Below are 20,779 nucleotides of genomic sequence, written 5' to 3'. Positions count from 1 at the left end.
TAGGTGTAACGAATGTCATCTGCATTTGTCATGACAACTCGACTGATCTGGAAGCGTGCCTGGCCGCAGGCGCTGTGTTGTGTCGTGGCCTTTGTGCTGTATTCGTATGTGGTTTTGAAAGTGATCGCGGTTGCGGAAGAGTTCGAGGGACGTGTGCACATCGACATCTTCAAATTTGGCTTCCTCTTTGCATTTTATATGCTTCTGTCCAGCTTCGCTTTTCTGGGGATCTCTGTTGCCATGACGATAGGTTTTCAGAAATATTTTCTCAGGCTGCCTATTCCGTCTCGTACGATTGCCAGCGGAATGATGTTCACGGCAGTGACGCTGTTTCTCTCGATGCAGCTGCTGACGAATGGATTCTACCGCCTGCTGTTCTTCGATCAGAACTGGCTGTCTGATTACTGGCCGTTGGTGGGAACCCTGTTGTTTCTCGTGACGTTCACACTGGTGGGGTATGCTGTTTTCTGGTTGCTGCAGGCACCCAGTCTGACGCGTTTGTGTACCTCGGTCAGTTTTATCGCCGGGATGCTGTTCTGGTTTCTTTCCCGGTTTTATCCCGATGGCTTTAGCGGAGCTGTGGTTCCCTGGACCCAGGTGACTCTGAGTGAATTTGGAACCATGCTTGTTGTCTCGGTTGGAGCCTGGTACCTGGGAACTATTGCCTTTGCTCAGATTCGTTCCGGCACTGCGGTTCCCAGCCCCGCTTGGGAAATCCTGCATCAAAGATGGAAAGTACTGGCAGTGGGAGCAAGTTCTGAAAGAGTGACAGACCCACATTCGCAAACCGCGATTGCCACACTGAAGCAGGTGCACTGGCGGAACTCCTGTCGCAGTGGCGTGCTGATCGGATTCGGTCTGGCAGGGGTGGCATTCTGCTGCAATCTGGCTGCCTTTTTCATCTGGGCGGAACCCGGTGCAGATCTGGGGCCCATGACCTATCTGCCTGCGTTGTTCCTGACCGGCCTGTTTCTGCAATTTGCTGTTGGGGCACTGATGATCAAGATCGGGGGAACGCTCACATTCAAAGGGAAGCAGCAGATGAAGGACTATTGGGGGACCGTCCCTCTCATAGATCGGGAACTTGCGGCAGCGTTGATGGAGAACATTCTCAAGGCTGGGATGCTGGTGCTGCTGGCGATCGTTCCCGTCGGACTGGGAGGGAGCTATCTCCTGTATGCCCTGATTCAGGGACAGGGTGTTGTCAGTTCAGACTGGCAGTTTCTGGTCGAACATCAGCAGGTTGCGGATGCGATCTATCTAATCGTCTTTGGAATGTTGTTTTACTGGTCTACCATGCTGAATTTCACTGCAGTCGGCTGGTTTCCCCGACCCTGCTTTGGCTGGTGGGTGGTGCTTTCGTTGGCGGCGGTCTACTTTCTTTCTCTCCCCGCCAGTGGTTTGCCTTTGTTGCGAGCGCCCGTGTTTCTGCTGGATGCCTGCCTGATCTGGGGGATAACAGTTCTCGCTTTTCTACACGCGTATCGCTCTTCTCTGATCGGCGGGAAGACGATCTGGCGGGCGGCCCTGTTTTATCTGCTGCTCTGCATCGCCTTCTGGAATTACTGGGATTCAGACCTGTTTTTCGACCGGGTTTTATTGTCTGCCTTGCTGGTATTCACAGTGCTCCCCTTCGCGACGATACCGCTGGCTGTGTCGTGGAACCGGCATCGGTGACCTGTGGATTACTTTTTGTTTGTAAATATGGATCAATGAGTTTGTGGTGAAATCATGACACATCTGCTCTTTGTCGTTACAAAAACATTTACGAAACGCGCCTGGCTGGCGGCGGTGCTGGCGGTTTGTCTGCTCGTGCTCGGGCCGCTCTCGTTGCGTGAACTGATCTACCTTCTGGAGGGGCCGACGGACTCCGGCAGCGTGAACCCTTTTAATTTTCATTTTGCGTTTCTGGCGACCTCCTGGGTGACCTTTATTGCCGTCTGTCTGCAGGCGCTGCAGGGGTCGCAGCAGATGATTCGGGGGCTACCGATTTCTTCTGCCAGGATTGCCAGCGGTCTGATGTTTTCTTCCGTCGGAGTTGTGGTGCTGCTCAGTCTGGTTACAAATGGCCTGTATCGACTGGTCTTTTTTGACGAACACTGGCTCGCCGACTATTGGCCCGTGCTGGGTCCACTGTTGTTTCTTGGCACGCTGGTGATGGTCGGTTATCACTGTTTCTGGAGTATGCACGCGCCCGGTTTTCTGAAAGTCGCAGGCTGGGGGATGGCTTTTGGGTTGCTGTTTTTCTGGTTCGTCGCCCGTTATTATCCAAACGGTTTTGCCAGAGGAATCGTTCCCTGGAGCTATGTGACGCTGACAGAATTTGTCACGCTGCAACTGGTCAGTCTGGTTGCCTGGCTGGGAGGTGTTCGCGCTTTTGCGAACATTCGTAATGGCGCCGCAACGCCGACGCCGCAATGGGAGCAGGCGCAACTCTGGTGGACTGCATTGATCACCGGCAGGATTCCCGAACGGCTGTCGGTTCCGCTTTCACGGAGAATGACACTCGCGCGCCTGCACTGGAGTGGCTCCTGTCAGCGGGCGGTCATTGTGGGTGGGATCCTGTTTAGTGTGGCTGTGCTGATTGTGAATCTGGCTTCCGTTGCGATGTATGATTCCAGCAGTCCTGAGTTGAATAACCTGCTGGAGCTTTCGGGAACATTTCAGATCACAACGCTGGTGCTCTCCGGCATCGCGGCGATTGGTGTGGTGATTATGCTGGCAGGCAGCCTCGCCGGAACCGGTAATACGGAAATGAATCGCTTTCTGGCGATGACGCCGCTGTCGGACAGGGAGTTGTCCGCGACGATGTTCGGGAATATGGCGAAAACAATCCTGTTTGTCGTGGTCCTGATTCAACTGGCGCTGCTGCTCAGTTACGCCGGTTTTTTGATGATACAGGGGACAGAGATATTTCACTCCACTTATGACTTGAATGACTGGTTGAGACAAAATCTGATTTATTCCAGTGTCGCGATGATTGGGTTCTGGATTCTGGCTGCGAATTTACTCTCACTCTGCTGGACCGGCCGCCAGTGGCTCTGCAATACGGTTGTGGGCGTTGTGATCGTGGGCAATATTGCTTACGTGATAATCGAGCAATTGCTGCTAGCGAGCGGGAGCTATCAGGCCGTGCAGGCTTTAGGAACAATCATTTTCCTGGTTTATTCGCTGGTGATCATCAGTGCCACCATCGGCGCTTACCTGGATGCCAGCAAACGTTGTTTAATTCAAAAGCGAACCAGACAAGTGGCATTGTATTTCAGCCTGACTGGACTGGTTCTGTTCGAGCTCTGGATGTCTCAACAGCCGACAATGCCGGATAACTGGATCGGTTTTTTAGGATTGACGGTTCTGTTGGCATTGATCTTCGCGCCCTTCGCCACGATTCCTTTAGCGATCTCCTGGAATCGGCATCGCTGACTGTTTTCTGAATGGAATGAGATGTGTGTGGTTTGTTGGTTTGAGTCTTAATGAAATAAAGAGGTGTCCCTGATGTCATCTGCCTTCTTAATGACGACCAGAAATTTCTGTAAACGAGCCCGCCTCGGAGCTTCGCTGGCGGTAGGTGCCCTGGTACTGTGCCCCCTGGTCTCCCGGATTATCATGCAAGTGCAGGGATTGCGTTTCGAACATCTTGAGCAGAATGTGTTTGATTACCATTTTGCTTACCTGGGTGTTTCATACATTTTTTTTATTGGTGTCTGTCTGCAAGCGCTCACCGGCAGTGAGAAATTCTGTCTGGGTCTGCCTGTCTCTTCGACTTCGATTGCCACCTGGATGATGCTCTCGATGGTGGGGCTGGTGGTCGCATTACAACTGGTGACCAATGGTCTGTATCGCGTTCTGTTTTTCGACGATCGCTGGCTGGCGGACTACTGGCCTCTATTGGGACCACTGTTGTTTATGGTGACCTTGATCCTGGTGGGACACGCCGTTTACTGGAGCCTGCACGCACCCAGCCTGACGAAATGCATTTTCTGGTCAGCCGTGGTAGTCGCGCTGTTCTGGTGGTTTATTTCCCGCTACTTCCCCAATGGATATAACGAGGAAATCGTACCCTGGCGTACCGTCACGCTGGGTGAATTTATTCTGATGCAGAGCCTCGGCGTCGCTGCCTGGTACCAGGGGACCCGTGCCTTTGCCCATGTGCGGAATGGGACAGCGCTGCCCAGCCCCCAGTGGGAACAGCTTCAGGTCTGGTGGAAGGGGTTATTGACGGGTTCCATCCCAGAGCAGCCGATTGTTCCCCTCTCGCGGAAAGCGGCTCTGGCCCGATTGCATTGGCGCGATTCCTGTCAGCGGGCAGCGTTACTTGCCGGAGTGGGATTTGGACTGACCATGCTGGTGATCAATGTGCTGGTCATCGCCAACTTTGATCCCTCCCGAACCAACCAGAATAATTTCAGTCAACTGGTAGAAGTTTTTTTTATTTCCTCAATGTTCTTTGGTCTGGTTGCAGCCATTATCGTTGCCGTCCTCATGGGAGAGGGGACCACGGGTAGCGGACGAACTGAAATGAAGCAGTTCCTTGCCAAAGCGCCGCTTGTCGATCGCGATCTGAATTCGACCCTGTTCCGCAATCTGCTCAAAACACTGGGACTGACATTTATGGGTATCGTCGTTGCGCTCACGCTCAGTCTGATCATCGCCGGAATCTGGCATGGAGCTGAGGTGTTTCAGGTGCTGCTTTCTCCGGTCATTCGGGGAGGAAGTTCGATATTACCTGTGTTTTTACTGGTCATCGGTTTCTGGGTCATCGCGGCCAATATGATTTCTGTCTTCTGGACCGGTCGTTCCTGGTTTTATTTTATGGCGATCGGCGTCTTCTTTGGGGGAATTGTCTTTTATATCATTCTGATGAATCTCGGAGATACTCTGTTTCGCAATTCGATGCTCTATCACTACATGACAATCGTGCTGCTGTTGTTACCGCCTCTGTTGATTTGTGCGGGAACCTTCGCCGCGTATATGGTTGCCTGCCGCAGGAAACTGATTTCACAGACAGGCTCAATTGTGGCGCTGGTGCTCTGGATGTGCTCTGTCACTGGAGTTCTGATCTGGATGCTGGAACGCTCTCAATATTATCACGGTGTTGTCTGGGGGTTGTTGCTGATCTACGCGACGCTGGCAGCTTTGGTTCTCGCGCCGTTCGCGACGATTCCACTGGCACTGTCATGGAACCGGCATCGGTAAATCCGAGTGAGACAGGATCACACTGCTAAGAAAAGAAGCTTGTCTTAAGCTGTGAAATTCATTGAAAAATAAGGTGTCACTGATGTCATCCATCTTTTATGCGACCACCAAACAGTTTTGTAAACGTGCCTGGTTCGGCGCGGTTCTCGCCGTCGGGGCGCTGGTGATGGGACCCCTGTTGATTGTGCTTATTTTAAAGTTCAACGGATTACAATCGGATCAGATGGAGCAGAATTACTTTGACTTTCATTTTGCCTATCTAGGTGCCTCCTGGGTCTTTTTTCTCGGTGTCTGTCTGCATGCATTCTCCGGCAGCGAAAAATACTGTCTGGGTCTGCCGGTTTCTTCTGCTTCCATTGCCACCTGGTTGATGCTGGCAATGGCGGGGTTCGTGGTGGTGCTGCAACTACTGACCAATGGTCTCTATCGTCTGCTGTTTTTTGATGAGCACTGGCTTACCAATTATTGGCCTTTATTGGGACCGCTCTTATTTATGGTTACCCTGATTCTGGTCGGACATTGCCTGTTCTGGAGCGTGCATGCACCCAGCTTTACGAAAACATTTCTGGGGGGTGCTTTGATGATCGGAATGCTGGCCTGGTTTGTTTCCCGGTATTACCCGAACGGATTCAAGTCAGATATCGTTCCCTGGAATCGCGTGACGCTGGGCGAGTTTGTGACCATGCAACTGACCTGCCTCGCGGCCTGGTATCAGGGGACACGTGCCTTTGCAGAGGTCCGTGCCGGCACCGCGGTTCCCAGCCCTGCCTGGGAAAGGATGAAGGTCTGGTGGAATGCGCTGCTCACCGGAGCGATTCCCGAGCAGTCAGTGGTTCCCTTCTCGCCGCGATCATCGCTGGCCCGCCTGCACTGGCGTGAATCCTGTCAGCAGTCTGTTATTGTCGGGGGAGGAGTGTTCGGCCTGTTGTCGTTGATGTTCAACCTTTTGATTGGGACACGGCTGAATTCAGAACCGACGGCTCTGCGAGATGTCTTGGAAGGTTTTGTAGCCATGTCAACTATTCTCAACTTGGCCGCTGCTGTCACTGCAGGAGCGATATTGGGGCTGGGGATTTGCAGAACGGGACGCACGGAAATGAAACGCTGTCTGGCAATGGCTCCGCTGACGGATCCTGATTTTAATGCCACACTGTTCGCGAACATGGTTAAAGTGTTGGGCTGGTCCATCCTGATCATTCAATCGGCTCTGCTGCTGAGTCTGATCGTCACTGCAGTACTATATGAAGTAGACACGTTGAGCGTACTGCAGGTAACCGGTTTTCTGGGGAATGGATCAAACAGCTTGAGTGATATGCTGTTGTATTTATTCGGGGAAAATGGATTTTTATGTCATACGCTGGTGACATTGATCGGATTCTGGATCATCGCTGCGAATATTGTTTCCGTACTCTGGACAGGACGTACCTGGTTTATCGTCTCTGCGATCGGTGTCTGCTTTGGTGGTCTGTTTTTCTACAGCATGATGATCAGCTTGCTGGAAGCATTTTTCCCTCGTCAGTATCTGGCGGAACTGGTTATCATCAGTATGTTGCTGATTTTATATTTTCTGATTCTGGGGGGCACTCTTGTCGCCTATTTGACTGCCCGTCGCAGGCAATTGATCTCAAAAACCCGGTTCCTTGGGGCGGGTTTGCTCTGGTCATTTGCTGTCATGGGAGTTCTGGTGACTTTGCTGAGCATGGCTCCACATTACCCGTTTCGGACGATGTGTGGGGAGTTTTGTGTTTTTTCAGTTCTGGGTGCCCTGGTCCTCGCGCCGTTCGCGACGATTCCACTGGCGCTCTCGTGGAACCGGCATCGATAATTCAGAGTTGAATGAATAACAAAGCAATGAGCTTTCTACGATTTTGATTAATAGAAACTGAGGTAACCCTGATGTCTTCTGCCTTGATTGCGACGACAAAAAGTTTCTGTAAACGTGCCTGGCCGGGCGCGTCAATCGGCGTGGCAACGCTGGTGATTGTGCCTTTGATGATCAAGATTCTGATGCATTTGCAGGGGTACCGCATTCCTTATAATGACCAGGAAATCTTCAGCCTGCATTTTACTTACCTGGGAATCTCCTGGGTCATTTTCCTGTCGATCACGGTGCGGGCACTGGCCGGCAGTCAGAAATATTGTCGCGGGTTACCAATCTCTTCCCGCGCCATCGCGACATGGTTGATGCTGGCGATGGTGGGACTTGTGGTTGTGTTACAGCTGGCAACGAATGGTGCCTACCGGGCCCTGTTTTTTGATGAACGCTGGCTCGCCGATTATTGGCCCGTGCTGGGGCCCCTCTTATTTCTGGTGATGCTGGTTCTGACTGGTCACGCGATTTACTGGACTCTGAACGCCCCCAGTTATACACGCATCATTTTGAGCATGGGAATCATTGTGGCCCTGTTCTGGTGGTTCCTGTCACGATACTTTCCCGATGGATTCAAAGCAGATGCCGTTCCCTGGAGCCACGTGACGCTTGGCGAATTCGTGTTGATGCAACTGGTCAGTCTGGCTGCCTGGTATCAGGGGACGCGTGCTTTTGCCAGTGTCCGTTCCGGTACTGCTTTACCCAGTCCGCAATGGACGCAGACACGCAACTGGTGGGACAGCCTCACCACCGGCGCAAGCTCCAGCGGACATACGACGTTAGAGTCGCATCGGGCGGCACTGGGCCGCCTGCATTGGCGCGACAGCTGCCAGCGTGCGGTCATCATGGGTGGGGGACTGTTTGGTATTGCCGTTTTGGTCCTCAATACGACGATGCGAAATGCCAATGGTTCACATCCGATTAATATCACCGAGGGCTTTATGCAAATCTATCTGATGTTCTCGATCATTGCTGCGCTCGTAGTCGGGCTGGTCGCCGGTGAAGGAACATGCGGACCAGGCAGAACCGAAATGAAAAGCTTTCTGGCGGTCACTCCGTTATCAGACCGTGACTTCGCGATTGCATTATTCGTAAACCTGGTCAAAACAGTGCTCTATTCCAGTCTGCTGATACAGGCGGGATTGATGTTAAATATGCTGGTGTTCGTCGCCCCCGGCATGCTTCAGGGAGACCAGGCTTCGATTATAATATCCAGAGGGGCCCTCTACTGGTTCGTTTTCAGCGTGTATACCCTGGCCTGTTTCTGGACGATTGCCGCGAATGTCATTTCTGTGTTATGGACCGGGCGTTCCTGGTTTTATTTTCTGGTGATCGGCAGCATTCTCGGCTGCTTCGGGTTGTTTGTTTTTATTGTCAATTCAACAGATCGTGTTACCCATTCCCCCAACAATCTCTATTGCCAGATGGCGTTTTTCCTGGTGCTTGCGTTCCTGATTTTTGCTGGCGTGGTGACTGCTTTTGTCACCGCCTGTCAAAAAGGATTTATCAAATTATCGACCGCGGGGATCTCCGGCGGGCTCTGGCTGATCGGTTCTCTAACCGCGATCTGGCTGAAATTTCCTGCGCCGACAGGATTGCAGGAGATGCTGACTTTCAGTTTGTATATCTTTTTCCTCTCGCTGTTTGCCCTTGCTTTTGCGCCGTTTGCCACGATTCCACTGGCGCTGTCATGGAACCGGCATCGGTAACTCTACTGTTCACAAACGATTACGTAGCCGTCTTGCCGTCCTAAATCCTGTGAAATTCTCACTTTCAACGCAATTCCCTCTCGATAGTGACTTGCAGTCCTGAGCTGAGCAACTAAAAATAAACAGTTCAGGCAGTTTCAGGGCTGATCAGTCAGCGTGCACATTTCAAACTGTGGATGCCTCCTCCCCTGAAACGGCTTTCTGTCATCCTGTATCAGCTATCTGAGTCGTTCCATTGAGGAGAAATCATGGCGTCTGCAACCTATCGGAAATTTGCGAGGATCCTGTCATCGGGGATCGTGATCACGCTGGTTGTCGGTTTCACTGTTTCCCTGAGCCAGGCTGAAGAACCGGTCATCAAGGTTCCCCTCGGTCTGCCTCCGATCGAATTTCCGGAAGACAACCCGCCCACTGTCGAAAAAATCGCGTTGGGCAAACAGCTGTATTTTGATAAACGACTCTCGCGTGACAATACCATTTCCTGTGCCAGCTGTCATTCTCCGGTGAAAGGTTACAGCAACGCCGATCAGTTTGCGACCGGCTTCAAAGGCCAGAAGGGGGGCCGCAATTCACCCACAGTGATCAACGCCGCCTACAACAAATTTCATTTCTGGGACGGCCGTGCCGGATCGCTGGAAGAACAGGCGCTGGGCCCGATCGCGAATCCCATTGAAATGAATTTGACAACCAAAGAAGCCGTCGATCGGATCAACTCGATTCCCGGTTACAAAAAACAGTTCCAGAAAATCTTTGGCTCCGATGCGACAGAAGAAAATATCGCGAAAGCCATCGCCACGTATGAGCGTACCATTCTGTGTGGCGATGCCCCCTACGATCGCTTTAAAGCGGGCGACAAGAAAGCCCTTTCGGAATCTGCACAGCGAGGCATGCAGTTGTTTTTCGGAAAAGCTGCCTGCAGTTCCTGTCATTCCGGTCCCACATTTACTGACCACGCTTTTCATAATGTCGGCGTGGGCATGGATGCAAAAGAACCGGACGCCGGCCGCAAAGCCATCAGTAACCTGGGTGGCGATCATGGCAGCTTTAAAACGCCGACCGTGCGTGATATCGCCCGATCTGCTCCTTATATGCACGATGGCAGCCTGAAGACTTTGAAAGAAGTTGTAGAACACTATAATAAAGGGGGTATCCCGAACGAATTTCTCGATGAAGAAATCTTCAAACTGAATTTAACCCCGCAGGAAGTGGATGACCTGGTAACCTTCATGAAGGAAGGCCTTACCAGTTCGAATTATCCTGAGCATAAAGAACCTGAGCTACCCTGATTGAAACTCTCTCGGCGGATGTCTCATACCTGAAGACGAGACGCAAAACTAATTGAAAATCCCCTTTTCAAAGGAAGATGAACACCATGCAGTGGAATTTACAACGAATCTTGAAAGCAACCGCATTCTGCCTGACCGCAGCCTGCCTGATGCTTGGAAGTTCTTACGTCGTTGCCGATGAAAAAGGTGACAAAAAAGGCGATGACAAAAAAGAAGTCAAGAAGGAAGAGCCCAAAAAAGAAGCTCCTAAAAAAGAGGAGCCCAAGAAAGAAGAACCTAAGAAAGAGACCAAGCCTGCTCCTAAAAAGGAAGAGCCTAAAAAAGAGGAACCCAAGAAGGAAGAGCCTAAAAAGCCGGCTGTCACTGTAAAAACTCTGGTGACTAACCTTGAAAGCCCCAGCGGGATCGCCATCCAGGATGGTACCGGGCACGTCTTCGTTGCCAGCCGCTATGGCGTGTATCGCTATGACGCCAAAGGGAAAACTGTCGATCTCGAAATCGCCGGGTACCCGACCGACGTCTACGGCAAAGGCCCTAAATATAACATCGGACCTTTGGGCGTTGCCTTCATGGATAAAGATCATCTCGTCGTAGGTGATGGCAGCCGTCCTGATGCTGAAGAACTGGTTCGCATCTACAAGGTCGGCGATAAACCTCTGGAAAAATGGGTCAAAGAAGACACCGCTGTTCAGACCCTGGGTCCCATCAAAGCCGGCGATAAATCTGCCAAAGGCGAAGGAAACTTCTACGGCGTTGCCGTGGGTGATGGTGCTATTTATATCACCTGTAACGGTGACGACACCAAAGGCTGGGTTGCCAAGTCTGTGATCAAAGACGGTAAAGCTGGTCCGCTCGAACCCAGCATTGCGACCAAAGAAGCAACCAATGTCGATGCTCCTGTCGCCATCACATTCTCTCTGGATGGAAAAGAACTGGTTATCGGCCAGATGGGTGAAGTCAATGTCGCCGGCGACAGCCTGCTGACCTTCTACGATCCCAAAACAGGTAAACTCACCAAGAGCCTGAAAACCGGTCTGAGCGATATCGCTGGCCTGGCTTACAGTCCCAAAACCAAGAAGCTGTACGCCACTGATTTCTCCTGGGTCGACGCTGCCAAAGGGGGACTGTTCGAACTGAAAATCGATGGCGATAAAGTGACCGCTGAAAAAGTGATCTCACTGGACAAGCCAGCGGCCATCGCTTTCGACAAAGAAGGTAACCTGTATCTGACCGTCTTCGGAACTCAGGGGAAAGATCCTGAAAAATCTCCCGGTTCACTGGCAGTCATTAAGGCTGGTCTCTAAAACAGACGCTCACAATGCGGGTTGTTTCGATCTTCGATCGACCCGCGTTCTGTTGAAAACAATATTTCTATCACCAATATTTTGAAGGTAAGTAAAGACTAATGACAGTTCAAGTTATGCAACCCGCTCCTGATTTTGCACTGCAGGGTTACGATCGCGCCTCTGATTCATTCAAGGACTACAAACTGGAAGACTTCAAAGGCAAATGGGTTTGCCTGTTCTTCTATCCGCTGGACTTCACGTTTGTCTGTCCTACAGAGTTGATTGCATTCAATGAGTCACTGGGTGAATTCGAATCACGTAACTGCCAGGTGCTGACCGCCAGTACCGACAGCAAGTACTCCCACAAAGGCTGGTGCGACGCTGATCCTCAACTGGGTGGCCTGAAATACCCGATGTTGGCCGATGGCACTCACAAGCTGTCCCGCGATTACGGCGTGCTCAAAGAAGACGCTGGTATCGCGCTGCGTGGTATTTTCCTGATCGACCCAACCGGAGTCTGCTCATGGCTGGCCATTCACGGTTTGAGCGTCGGACGAAACGTCGAAGAAGTACTGCGTGTTCTCGATGCCCTCCAGACAGGCGAAAACGTTCCCTGTAACTGGAAAAAAGGCGAAAAGACACTCTAAGCCGTCTGGCATTCGTCTAGCGAAATTTAAGCAGGAGGCTCCCATCAGGGGCTCCTGCTTTTTTTATCGCCCGTCTCATTACCTCCCACCGGCAATATCGATGAAGCCACCTGTGGTATAGCCGGCTTCATCAGACAGCAGCCACAAAATCGCATACGCGACTTCCTCAGCCGTGCCGCCTCGTTTTAAAGGGACGTTGGCTTTCACACGCTCAATGCGGTTCGGCTCCCCGCCACTGGCGTGCATTTCCGTATCGATGAATCCGGGGCGCACCGCATTCACGCGAATCCCTGCCTCGGCGACTTCCTTTGACAAGCCTGTCGTAAATGTATCGATGGCTCCTTTCGAAGCGGCATAATCCACATATTCAAAGGGCGAACCAGCCCGTGCCGCCAGTGAAGAGACATTCACAATCGCACCGCCTGGCCCACCGTTGAAAGTCGACATCCGCTGGATCGCGGCCCGCGCACACAGGAAGCTGCCAAACACATTCGTCGCGAAGATCCGCTGCCAGCGAGCTATGTCCATCTCGGTCACAGGCATCTGCTGTTCCAGAATTCCCGCGTTATTCACCAGCGCCGTCACCGTTCCCAGTTGTTCGTCTGTCGTCTTGAATAGTCGTTCCACATCCGCTTCTTGAGATACATCCGCCTGCACCGCGATCGCAGTACCTCCCGCGTCTTGAATCTGTGAAACCACCGCTTCCGCTGACTTTTCATCGCTGCGATAATTCACACAGACAGCATAGCCTTTTTGCGCGGCCTGCCGGGCTGTCGCCGCTCCAATCCCTCGACTTCCGCCTGTAACGATGGCAACCTGTTTCATAGATTCATCCATTCACTTTAGCAAAAGAAAACTCCACTGTCGGCATGCCTGCTTCCATGAATTATAATGATCTCGCTCCAGAATTAAATACATCCGTGTTCACGCTGGTGAGAGGTAAGTCGCTGGGAACCCGCAGTTTGAGTGTGAATCTGAAATTCATCGCTTCGTTTTTACGTGACTTTCGACCTGTCTGCTGCTACCTTAAAATAATCAGAATCTGATTCGCAACCGACCCAACTGAGGAGAAATCCGTTGAAGTGCTCAGCCTTTTTAGTCCGATTATCATTACTCTGTTTGCTCACCTGCAGCTTGGTCTCCTGCCTGGCTTCCAACCAGGCCGATCAGAAAGAACAACAGACTCAAAGCCAGGACCAGCAGGATAAACTATCGGTCCTGCTCATTGATGGACAGAACAATCATCAATGGCAGCAGACGACGCCGGTCCTTAAAAAAATCCTCGAGAATTCGGGGAAGTTCACCGTCGAAGTTTCTACCACTCCGCCGGGCCTTCCCCGTAAAGCTCGCAAGCCGGCCAATAAGAAACTGACACCCGAACAGGAAAAGCAGTTCGCAGAATATCTGAAGGCCTGGGAAGCGGAAGTCGCCAGACTGCAGAAAGAAAACCCGGCGCTCTGGAAGAAATGGCGCCCGGACTTCGGCAAATATGATGTCATTGTCAGCAACTACAACGGCGAAAGCTGGCCCGAGGAAGTCAAACAGTCGTTCGAAAAATATGTCAGCGAGGGAGGCAGCTTCGTCGTCGTGCATGCTGCCGACAATGCATTCCCCGACTGGCCCGCTTACAACGAAATGATCGCCGTTGGTGGCTGGGGAGGCCGCGATGAAAAATCGGGTCCCATGTTACGTCTCCGCGAGGGAGAGTGGATCGAAGATACCTCCGCCGGACGGGGAGGCACACATGGTACGCGGATTCCGGTCGTCGTCAAAGTCCGCCAGCCCGAGCATCCCATCGTGAAAGGGCTGCCCCAGGAGTGGATGCATCCTGCTGACGAAGTTTACGGCAAACTCAGAGGTCCTGCCAAAAACGTCGACATCCTGGCAACCGCCTACTCCGAACCCGAACAGCGGGGCACCGGCGAACATGAACCGATCATGATGACCATCGACTACGGTAAAGGTCGTGTGTTTCATACCACGCTGGGGCACGACGTGACGGCGCTCCAGGGAACCGGTTTCCAGATTACGTTACAGCGGGGAACGGAATGGGCGGCGACAGGTGAAGTCACACAGCCCCTCCCCAAAGTCAAGTGGAACGATCACGAACCAACGGTTCAAGAACCTTAAGTTGCAGGAGTGTTCTCAAGCGAGAGTGAAGCTACTCACTGGCGTCACTTTCGCTAATTGGTTTATGCAGCTGTACCGGTTTCACCTGATTTTTTCGCATCCGCAGATTCAGCATTTCGACGGCCACGGAAAACGCCATTGCGAAATAGATATAGCCTTTGGGCACATGCACGCCGAACCCTTCCACCATCAGCGTGACGCCGACCATAATCAGAAACGACAGCGCCAGAATTTTTATCGTCGGATGATCATCCACAAAATCGCCGATCGGTCTGGCTGCGAACAGCATCACGAGGACAGACAGGATAATCGCGACCGCCATCAGTGAAACATGGTCCGACAGTCCGACCGCGGTAATCACCGAATCCAGCGAAAACACAATGTCCAGCACGCCGATCTGCACCAGGATCGAACCAAAACTGGCCTGTGCTGCATTCGATGCCGTTGCTTCATGCGCCCCACCTTCCAGGCTGTTATGAATTTCATGCGTCGCTTTCGCCAGCAGAAACAGGCCGCCTCCAACCAGAATCAGATCGCGTCCGGAAAATTCCCATGCGAATACAGAAAACCAGGGTTCTGTCAGACCCATCACCCACGAGATCGAAAACAGCAGAATCAGACGCGCCACCATCGCCAGGCCCAGTCCCAGCGATCGGGCCAGATCCCGTTCTTTTTCGGGCAGCCTTCCCACGAGAATGGAGATGAAAATGATGTTGTCAATTCCCAGGACGATCTCCAGCGACGCCAGAGTCGCCAGCGCTATCCAGGCTTCCGGGCTGGCCAGCCATTCAAACATTCTCACTCCAATCGGTAAAGGTGAAATTCAAAACGTACCGGATTATACACATCCGCTCGAATCTGAAAAGCAGGAGAACGACGGGTATGACAGTTTGGCTGACTGAAAATTCATATATTCGCATAGATTACCTGAAAAATCGTAACATCGGCTGACTCACACTCCCCTTTACGGTTCCTGACCCACTGCATAAAAACGGTTCGATAAATATATCTTGACGCGCTGTCGCGATTCTCGAAACTGCGTTGAACTGTGTCGCGCGCGTGTCCAGTTCTACGAGCAGTGGATGATTCAGCACCTGCGCGACAGAGCCCCATAAAAGTCCCTTGGTTGAACACCCCGGAATCAGCCAGCGCTGCCACCTGTTCCCGATGAGCAGTTCCAATACCTGCGGGTCGACACCTTTCGGCGCGACATCGCTTTGCAGTGGCAAGCTGTCCGCCAGCTTCACACCAGTATCGCAGCATATCGCCTTGACTGGTGAACGCCGTTCGCGAAAATCTTCAATTCGTAAACATCGCCAGGCAGAGCTTCCGTTCAGGCATCTCACAACCAGAAACCACAACAGCAAAGTACCGATCTGCATCAAAGTCACATCCTTGAACAGGTATCGCGCGCCGCGCTACACCGATCTGAACAACAGGTGGGGCCGTCGCAGCAAATTCAGTCGATTCTAGATCGCAACACATTTAAATATAGCGTCTCGCAATTTAATCTACTCGGGCCAAACAGCCCTGGAGACGCTCCAGTAAAACTGGACACAGTCTACCCGAAAATCAGGACAGACCCGCAGATAAACACCGGTCAGCAGTGATATGAGCAGTAAACCCCTTGTTTTCAAGGCATTCGAAATGAAATGCGTGGATAAAATGTGAACATTAATCACCTTTAGTTTGCCGGCTGATCTTTAAGTAATCTTTGTAAACGCTCCAGACTGGGGGTAGTATACACGTCCGTAAACAGTCAGTGTCCAATTGTTACTGGAGCAGATATTTCTTCGATGTTCTCATTTCCGTGGTTAACTGTCCTGCAGCGCCAGTACCGAACCCGATTCAGACGAAGTGCCCGCGCGAGATTAAGCCGGAATCGGTACAAGTGCGCCCCTCGAATTTCAAGCGCCCCGCCCCACCGCACAATCGAGGTTCTGGAAGATCGCACGCTGCTGACTGCCTTCACTGTGGTCAACACCAACGACTCTGGAGCAGGCAGTCTGCGGGCTGCCATCGAAGCTGCCAATGCGGGTGGCGGGGCCGACACCATCTCGTTCGACTCCGCACTTGCCGGTCAAACGATTGTGCTCACAGATGAGTTATTAATTTCAGATGATCTGACGATCACAGGCCTGGGGGCCGATCAATTAACCATTGATGGAAACGGTGACAGTCGGATATTCAACCTGAATAATGGGATTGCAGATGAGGCAATCATAGTCGAAATAACTGGTCTGACTCTGACAAATGGATTCGCGGATAGTGGGGCTGCGATTATCAGTTACGAATCACTGTCTCTTTCGGAGATGGTTTTCTCAGACAACATAGGATCCTCTAGCGGAGGGGCCATATACTCCGATGACTGGCACCTCTCAATCAGTGACTCAGAATTTCTGCGAAATACATCCCGGTCCGGTGGTGCGATTTATAGTCAGTCAGTTTTTTTAAACGTGGATCGTGTCACTTTTACAGACAATACTGTAACTGGAAACAGGTACGGTACAGGAGGAGCCATCACTAACATTGCTGGTTCAATGTGGGTCACCAACTCATTTTTTTCTCAGAATACTGCATCTCGACTGGGGGGGGCGATCCATAATTCGCAGTACAGCAGCGCTCAGATTTCCAACACGGTCTTCTTGCAGAACAGGGCTCAGAGTGGTGGGGGAATCAGTAGTCTGGAAGCGTTTCTGAATGTGGCAGAGAGTACGTTCACGGAAAATCAGGCAACCGAAAACGGAGGTGCTGTATTTGTTAATGTTTATGAAAGCGTTGTCATAGGATCACAGGCCACGATTTCAGGCAGTACATTCTCTATGAACTCGGCAGGAGATTCTGGTGGAGGGATCGCCAATTATTACGGAACTCTGATCGTGGAACATAGTTTCCTGCATGCCAATAAGTCGCTGGATATCGGTGGTGGCATTGACAACAGAGGGACTCTCACACTCCTCAGCAGTACGCTTTCTGAAAATACCGCCGACTCTTTTGGTGGGGCCATTTCCAATATACAGGAGGGGACTGCGACGATTTTTAACAGTACGCTCTCCGGAAATACCACCTTATTTCTGGGGGGTGGTCTGTACTCAGTCACTTCGTCCCCTGTCACGATTATCAACAGCACGATTACGGGTAATTCCGCTGTAACCTCAGGCGGCGGGCTTTACGTTCAAGGTTCGAAACCACAGGTTTCCAACACGATCATCGCCGGAAATCTTGCGAATACGAGTGCACAGATCTTTGGAGCTGTGACCGGGGTAAAAAATATCTTTCAGGAAAGTGTTGAAAACCTGATCGACCCCGTCCTGCGTTTCAACGGAGGGGCAACTCCCACCCATGCCCTGCTGGCAGGCAGTGCGGCGATTGACGCGGGCAGAAATAATGCAGCCACTCAGGTCGGCCTTAACACGGATCAACGGGGGGAAAGCTACGCGCGAATCAACTCGGGAACCGTTGACATCGGGGCGTATGAATTCAACGGATATACCCTGGTTGTCGATACCCTGTCCGACGAAGATGACGGTAACTATGCCACCGGTCAGCTATCTCTGAGAGAAGCGATCCGTCTGGCTAATGAAAGTCCTTTTACAGAGACGATTGTCTTTGACGAATCCCTTTCCGGGCATACGATCATTTTCAGTCAGGAAATTGCTATTACTGACGATCTGAAAATCATCGGACTGGGCAGAGATCAACTGACCCTCGACGGGAACGGCGACAGCCGCATTTTTAATATCAGTGACGGAGTCCAGCAGACCAGAATCCTGGTCGAAATCAGTGGCCTCACACTGACGAATGGCTACGCCGAAAATGGTGGTGCCATCAGTTGTCTCGAAAATCTTTCAATCGTGGATTCGACGATTACCGGAAATACTGCCCTGGAAAACGGGGGAGGCATTGATAGCGACTTCGGTATTATGACGATTTCCAATTCCAGTTTTACTGCAAACCAAGCCTCACGAGGCGGCGGTATCAGCAGCGATGCCGGACTACCGAATGTCTTTTCGAGCGTCTTTAATATCTCCTCAAGTATCTTTGCTGAGAATATTGCCAGCGATAAAGGGGGAGGCCTTTATGTATCTGCCTATGGCATGGAGATCTATGATTCTGATTTCACACGCAATTCAGCCGAATCAGGAGGTGGCATCTTTATTCAATGGGCATTCAACAAACCACTGATTTATAATTGTCGATTCACTGATAACACGGTGCTCAGATCTGGTGGCGGCATCCACAATGCGACTAGCGGTTTGAGAGTCTATTATTCCAGTTTTACAGGCAACGCTGCCACAGGAAGCCCGTACTGGGGGGGAGGTGGAGGCCTGTATAATTCGGGATATTCAGTGCAGATATGGGGTTCGATCTTTTCCTCAAATACAGCGAGATCGGAAGGGGGAGGAGTCTATCTTTCCGGAGAGGCGGACATCGGGTACACGCAATTCTCCGGGAATTCCGCTTTGTATGGTGGCGGGCTTCATTATTCCGGAAATACATTGTCAATTTATGATAGTTCTTTCATTGAGAATGTTGCCTTGGAAAATGGTGGAGGCATCAATCATCAGGGACTGGAACTGGAACTGGAATCGATCCGCTTCATCGGGAATACTGCAGCAGAGTTCGGTGGCGGTCTCTTCAGCCAGGGAGATCTGCTGGTCCAACGCAGCTTATTTACTGAAAACACAACGGGCACTTTCGGTGGTGCTGTATACGCCAACTCCTTTGGAACCACTACGATTTACAATACTACACTTTCCGGAAACACAGCATTCGACCAGGGAGGCGGCTTTTATTCCAGAAGCAATTATCCAGTGACCATCATTAATTGCACAATAGTTGGAAATACTGCGACCAATAAGGGGGGTGGGATTGCGATTTATAACATCAAAGGCAAGCTGCCGTCTAACATGGTTTCTCCCATGGTTACAAACACGATTGTTGCCGGAAATACTGCAGCCTCTGATTCCCAGGTTTCAGGACCATTTTTCAGTGACAGTAATATTATTCAGGACAGCATCCAGGGACTGCTCGATCCGGTATTGAGAGATCATGGCGGCCGGACAATGGAGCACGCCTTGCTGCCAGGCAGTGCTGCCATCAATGCTGGTAACACTTCGATTGTATGGCTGACAGGATTGCATATCGATCAACGGAGCAATGCGGAGATTCCTCGAGTTGTCGAATGGATCGTTGATATCGGTGCTTTTGAATATCAGGGACCTTTTACCTATTTTGATTTACGTGTTGTGGAGACAGAAACTCCAGTCGCAGGCAATGGTGAGACGGAATCGATTCCACTGGGGCTTAGCGTAATTGATGAGTGGCAACCATACTGGCTGGAAATCTGGGTCAGTTCGTCCACGTTAGAGTCAGGCATATTCTCTGTTTCTCTGAATTTCAATTACAACACTGCGATTACTACCGCCACTCGTTTTGAATTCGGCTCAGCCTTCACACTGAACCAGATGGGAACCATCAACGACCAGTTGGGAATGATCACAGGGTTGTCCGCTGAGAGCAGTCTGACCGATGTCGGCGACGATCAATACGTTCTGTTTGCCCGCATTCGGTTTGAATCAACGCCAGAGGATGGGATCGATCTGGACAGCACCAGACCGTTTCTGACTGTCGCCGGTACTGAATTCTCTATCGATCAACCAGAGATCCGCTTTGTGGGAGGCGCGGAAAGTGAAGAAATTATTTATGCCTTATCTGACTTCCAGATTCAGGCAAACCCGTTTGATTTGAATGATGATGAGCGGATTAATTTTCGTGACCTGCAGATCTTTATGAACGCTTACGGGTCGCAAGCAGCCACACAAAATAATAATCTGAGTCAGTTCATAGACTATAACCAGAATGGACGTGTCGATCTGAACGATCTGATTCTCCTGGCCATGAAGTACGGTACGACCAAAAACGAAACAGAGTCGAGCACTGTTCCGGTGAATGGAGATCAGCTGTTAATCGTAGAAGCTCCCGCAATATCAACCCAGGTGAAAACACGAACGGTCACGCAGAACGCTGCAGAGACAGTACTGGAATCCGTCGTCGAGCAAATCAGTCCCCCGCTGACGTCTGATCAACGTGAAACACTGGAGGCAGTGAATATCGAAGTCGTCGATCTGGCGGGTGATACTCTAGGCCGCGCCGTTCCAGGCACGATTTATATTGACGTCAACGCCGCCGGGTTTGGCTGGTTTGTTGATGCGACTCCCACGGACAACAGCGAGTTTTCCTCTGCCAGCGAACTCTCATTGATCGCCTTACCCGACAGCGAAGCTGCCGGGCATGTCGACCTCTGGACTGTCATCCTGCATGAACTCGGACACCTGCTGGGCTACGAACACGCTGAGGAAGATGTGATGCAGGAGAGTCTGCTTCCAGGCGAACGACACCTGGCGGACTGGAATGACAATACGGATCAGTTTTTCATGGAATTTCCCGCAGAATCAGTATTAACGTCGTTTTAGTGTCCTTTTGAATTCTTCTTTTGATGAAACTAACGCTAAGACAGGATAAATACGTTTGTATCCTCTTTAGTCTATGGTAGTATACGACTTACTCTACACAAAATACTCAAATGTCCTCAATTCAATTCAGATCTCTCATTTTAAACTCACCACACACTACTCATTCCAGTCAGTCGTGA

Annotated in this window: 13 protein-coding genes; 10 read left to right on the top strand and 3 right to left on the bottom strand. The window is 51.3% G+C overall.

What is annotated here, in order from left to right; genetic code table 11:
* Window positions 1-12: 12 nt before the first annotated feature.
* From GmarT_RS27540 to GmarT_RS27505, 8 genes are all read left to right on the top strand, one after another.
* The gene (locus GmarT_RS27540; protein WP_002649426.1) at window positions 13-1,677 is read left to right on the top strand and encodes a hypothetical protein; all 1,665 of its coding nucleotides are present in this window, start codon (window positions 13-15) and stop codon (window positions 1,675-1,677) included.
* 54 nt (window positions 1,678-1,731) lie between these two features.
* Entirely contained in the window at window positions 1,732-3,423 is a 1,692-nt protein-coding gene (locus GmarT_RS27535; protein ID WP_002649427.1) for a hypothetical protein, read from the top strand.
* Between the two features lie 72 nt (window positions 3,424-3,495).
* Window positions 3,496-5,196: an EscU/YscU/HrcU family type III secretion system export apparatus switch protein gene (locus GmarT_RS27530; RefSeq protein ID WP_149303495.1), complete on the top strand. Its 1,701-nt coding sequence runs from the start codon at window positions 3,496-3,498 to the stop codon at window positions 5,194-5,196.
* An 82-nt stretch (window positions 5,197-5,278) separates the two neighbouring features.
* Window positions 5,279-7,021 (top strand): hypothetical protein, encoded by a 1,743-nt coding sequence (locus GmarT_RS27525; RefSeq protein WP_002649429.1) that lies wholly within the window; start codon window positions 5,279-5,281, stop codon window positions 7,019-7,021.
* Window positions 7,022-7,092: 71 nt separating this feature from the next.
* On the top strand, window positions 7,093-8,775 hold the full coding sequence (locus GmarT_RS27520; protein WP_002649430.1) for a hypothetical protein: 1,683 nt from the start codon (window positions 7,093-7,095) through the stop codon (window positions 8,773-8,775).
* 248 nt (window positions 8,776-9,023) lie between these two features.
* Complete coding sequence (locus GmarT_RS27515; RefSeq protein ID WP_002649431.1) at window positions 9,024-10,061, top strand: cytochrome-c peroxidase; 1,038 nt, start codon at window positions 9,024-9,026, stop codon at window positions 10,059-10,061.
* Window positions 10,062-10,147: 86 nt separating this feature from the next.
* Window positions 10,148-11,365, top strand: a complete 1,218-nt coding sequence (locus GmarT_RS27510) for an NHL repeat-containing protein (protein ID WP_002649432.1) — start codon at window positions 10,148-10,150, stop codon at window positions 11,363-11,365.
* 101 nt (window positions 11,366-11,466) lie between these two features.
* Window positions 11,467-11,994, top strand: coding sequence for a peroxiredoxin (locus tag GmarT_RS27505; RefSeq protein ID WP_002649433.1), 528 nt, complete (start codon window positions 11,467-11,469; stop codon window positions 11,992-11,994).
* Window positions 11,995-12,072: 78 nt separating this feature from the next.
* Here the strand turns inward: GmarT_RS27505 and GmarT_RS27500 are convergent, their stop codons facing one another.
* Window positions 12,073-12,819: an SDR family oxidoreductase gene (locus GmarT_RS27500; protein ID WP_002649434.1), complete on the bottom strand. Its 747-nt coding sequence runs from the start codon at window positions 12,817-12,819 to the stop codon at window positions 12,073-12,075.
* A 252-nt stretch (window positions 12,820-13,071) separates the two neighbouring features.
* Between GmarT_RS27500 and GmarT_RS27495 the strand changes: the two genes are divergently transcribed.
* Window positions 13,072-14,124: a ThuA domain-containing protein gene (locus tag GmarT_RS27495; RefSeq protein WP_230682402.1), complete on the top strand. Its 1,053-nt coding sequence runs from the start codon at window positions 13,072-13,074 to the stop codon at window positions 14,122-14,124.
* A 31-nt stretch (window positions 14,125-14,155) separates the two neighbouring features.
* On the opposite strand, the gene GmarT_RS27490 is transcribed toward GmarT_RS27495, so the two are convergent.
* Window positions 14,156-14,920 (bottom strand): TerC family protein, encoded by a 765-nt coding sequence (locus tag GmarT_RS27490; RefSeq protein WP_002647352.1) that lies wholly within the window; start codon window positions 14,918-14,920, stop codon window positions 14,156-14,158.
* Between the two features lie 127 nt (window positions 14,921-15,047).
* Window positions 15,048-15,506 (bottom strand): hypothetical protein, encoded by a 459-nt coding sequence (locus GmarT_RS27485; protein ID WP_002647353.1) that lies wholly within the window; start codon window positions 15,504-15,506, stop codon window positions 15,048-15,050.
* A gap of 414 nt (window positions 15,507-15,920) precedes the next feature.
* On the opposite strand from GmarT_RS27485, the gene GmarT_RS27480 reads away from it, so the two are divergent.
* Window positions 15,921-20,600 (top strand): choice-of-anchor Q domain-containing protein, encoded by a 4,680-nt coding sequence (locus tag GmarT_RS27480; RefSeq protein WP_002647354.1) that lies wholly within the window; start codon window positions 15,921-15,923, stop codon window positions 20,598-20,600.
* The last annotated feature ends 179 nt before the right edge of the window (window positions 20,601-20,779 follow it).

The organism is Gimesia maris (assembly GCF_008298035.1).
Classification (GTDB): Bacteria; Planctomycetota; Planctomycetia; order Planctomycetales; family Planctomycetaceae; genus Gimesia; species Gimesia maris.
Note: the sequence above shows the minus strand (reverse complement) of the source record. Positions and strands in the feature narration are given on the sequence as shown.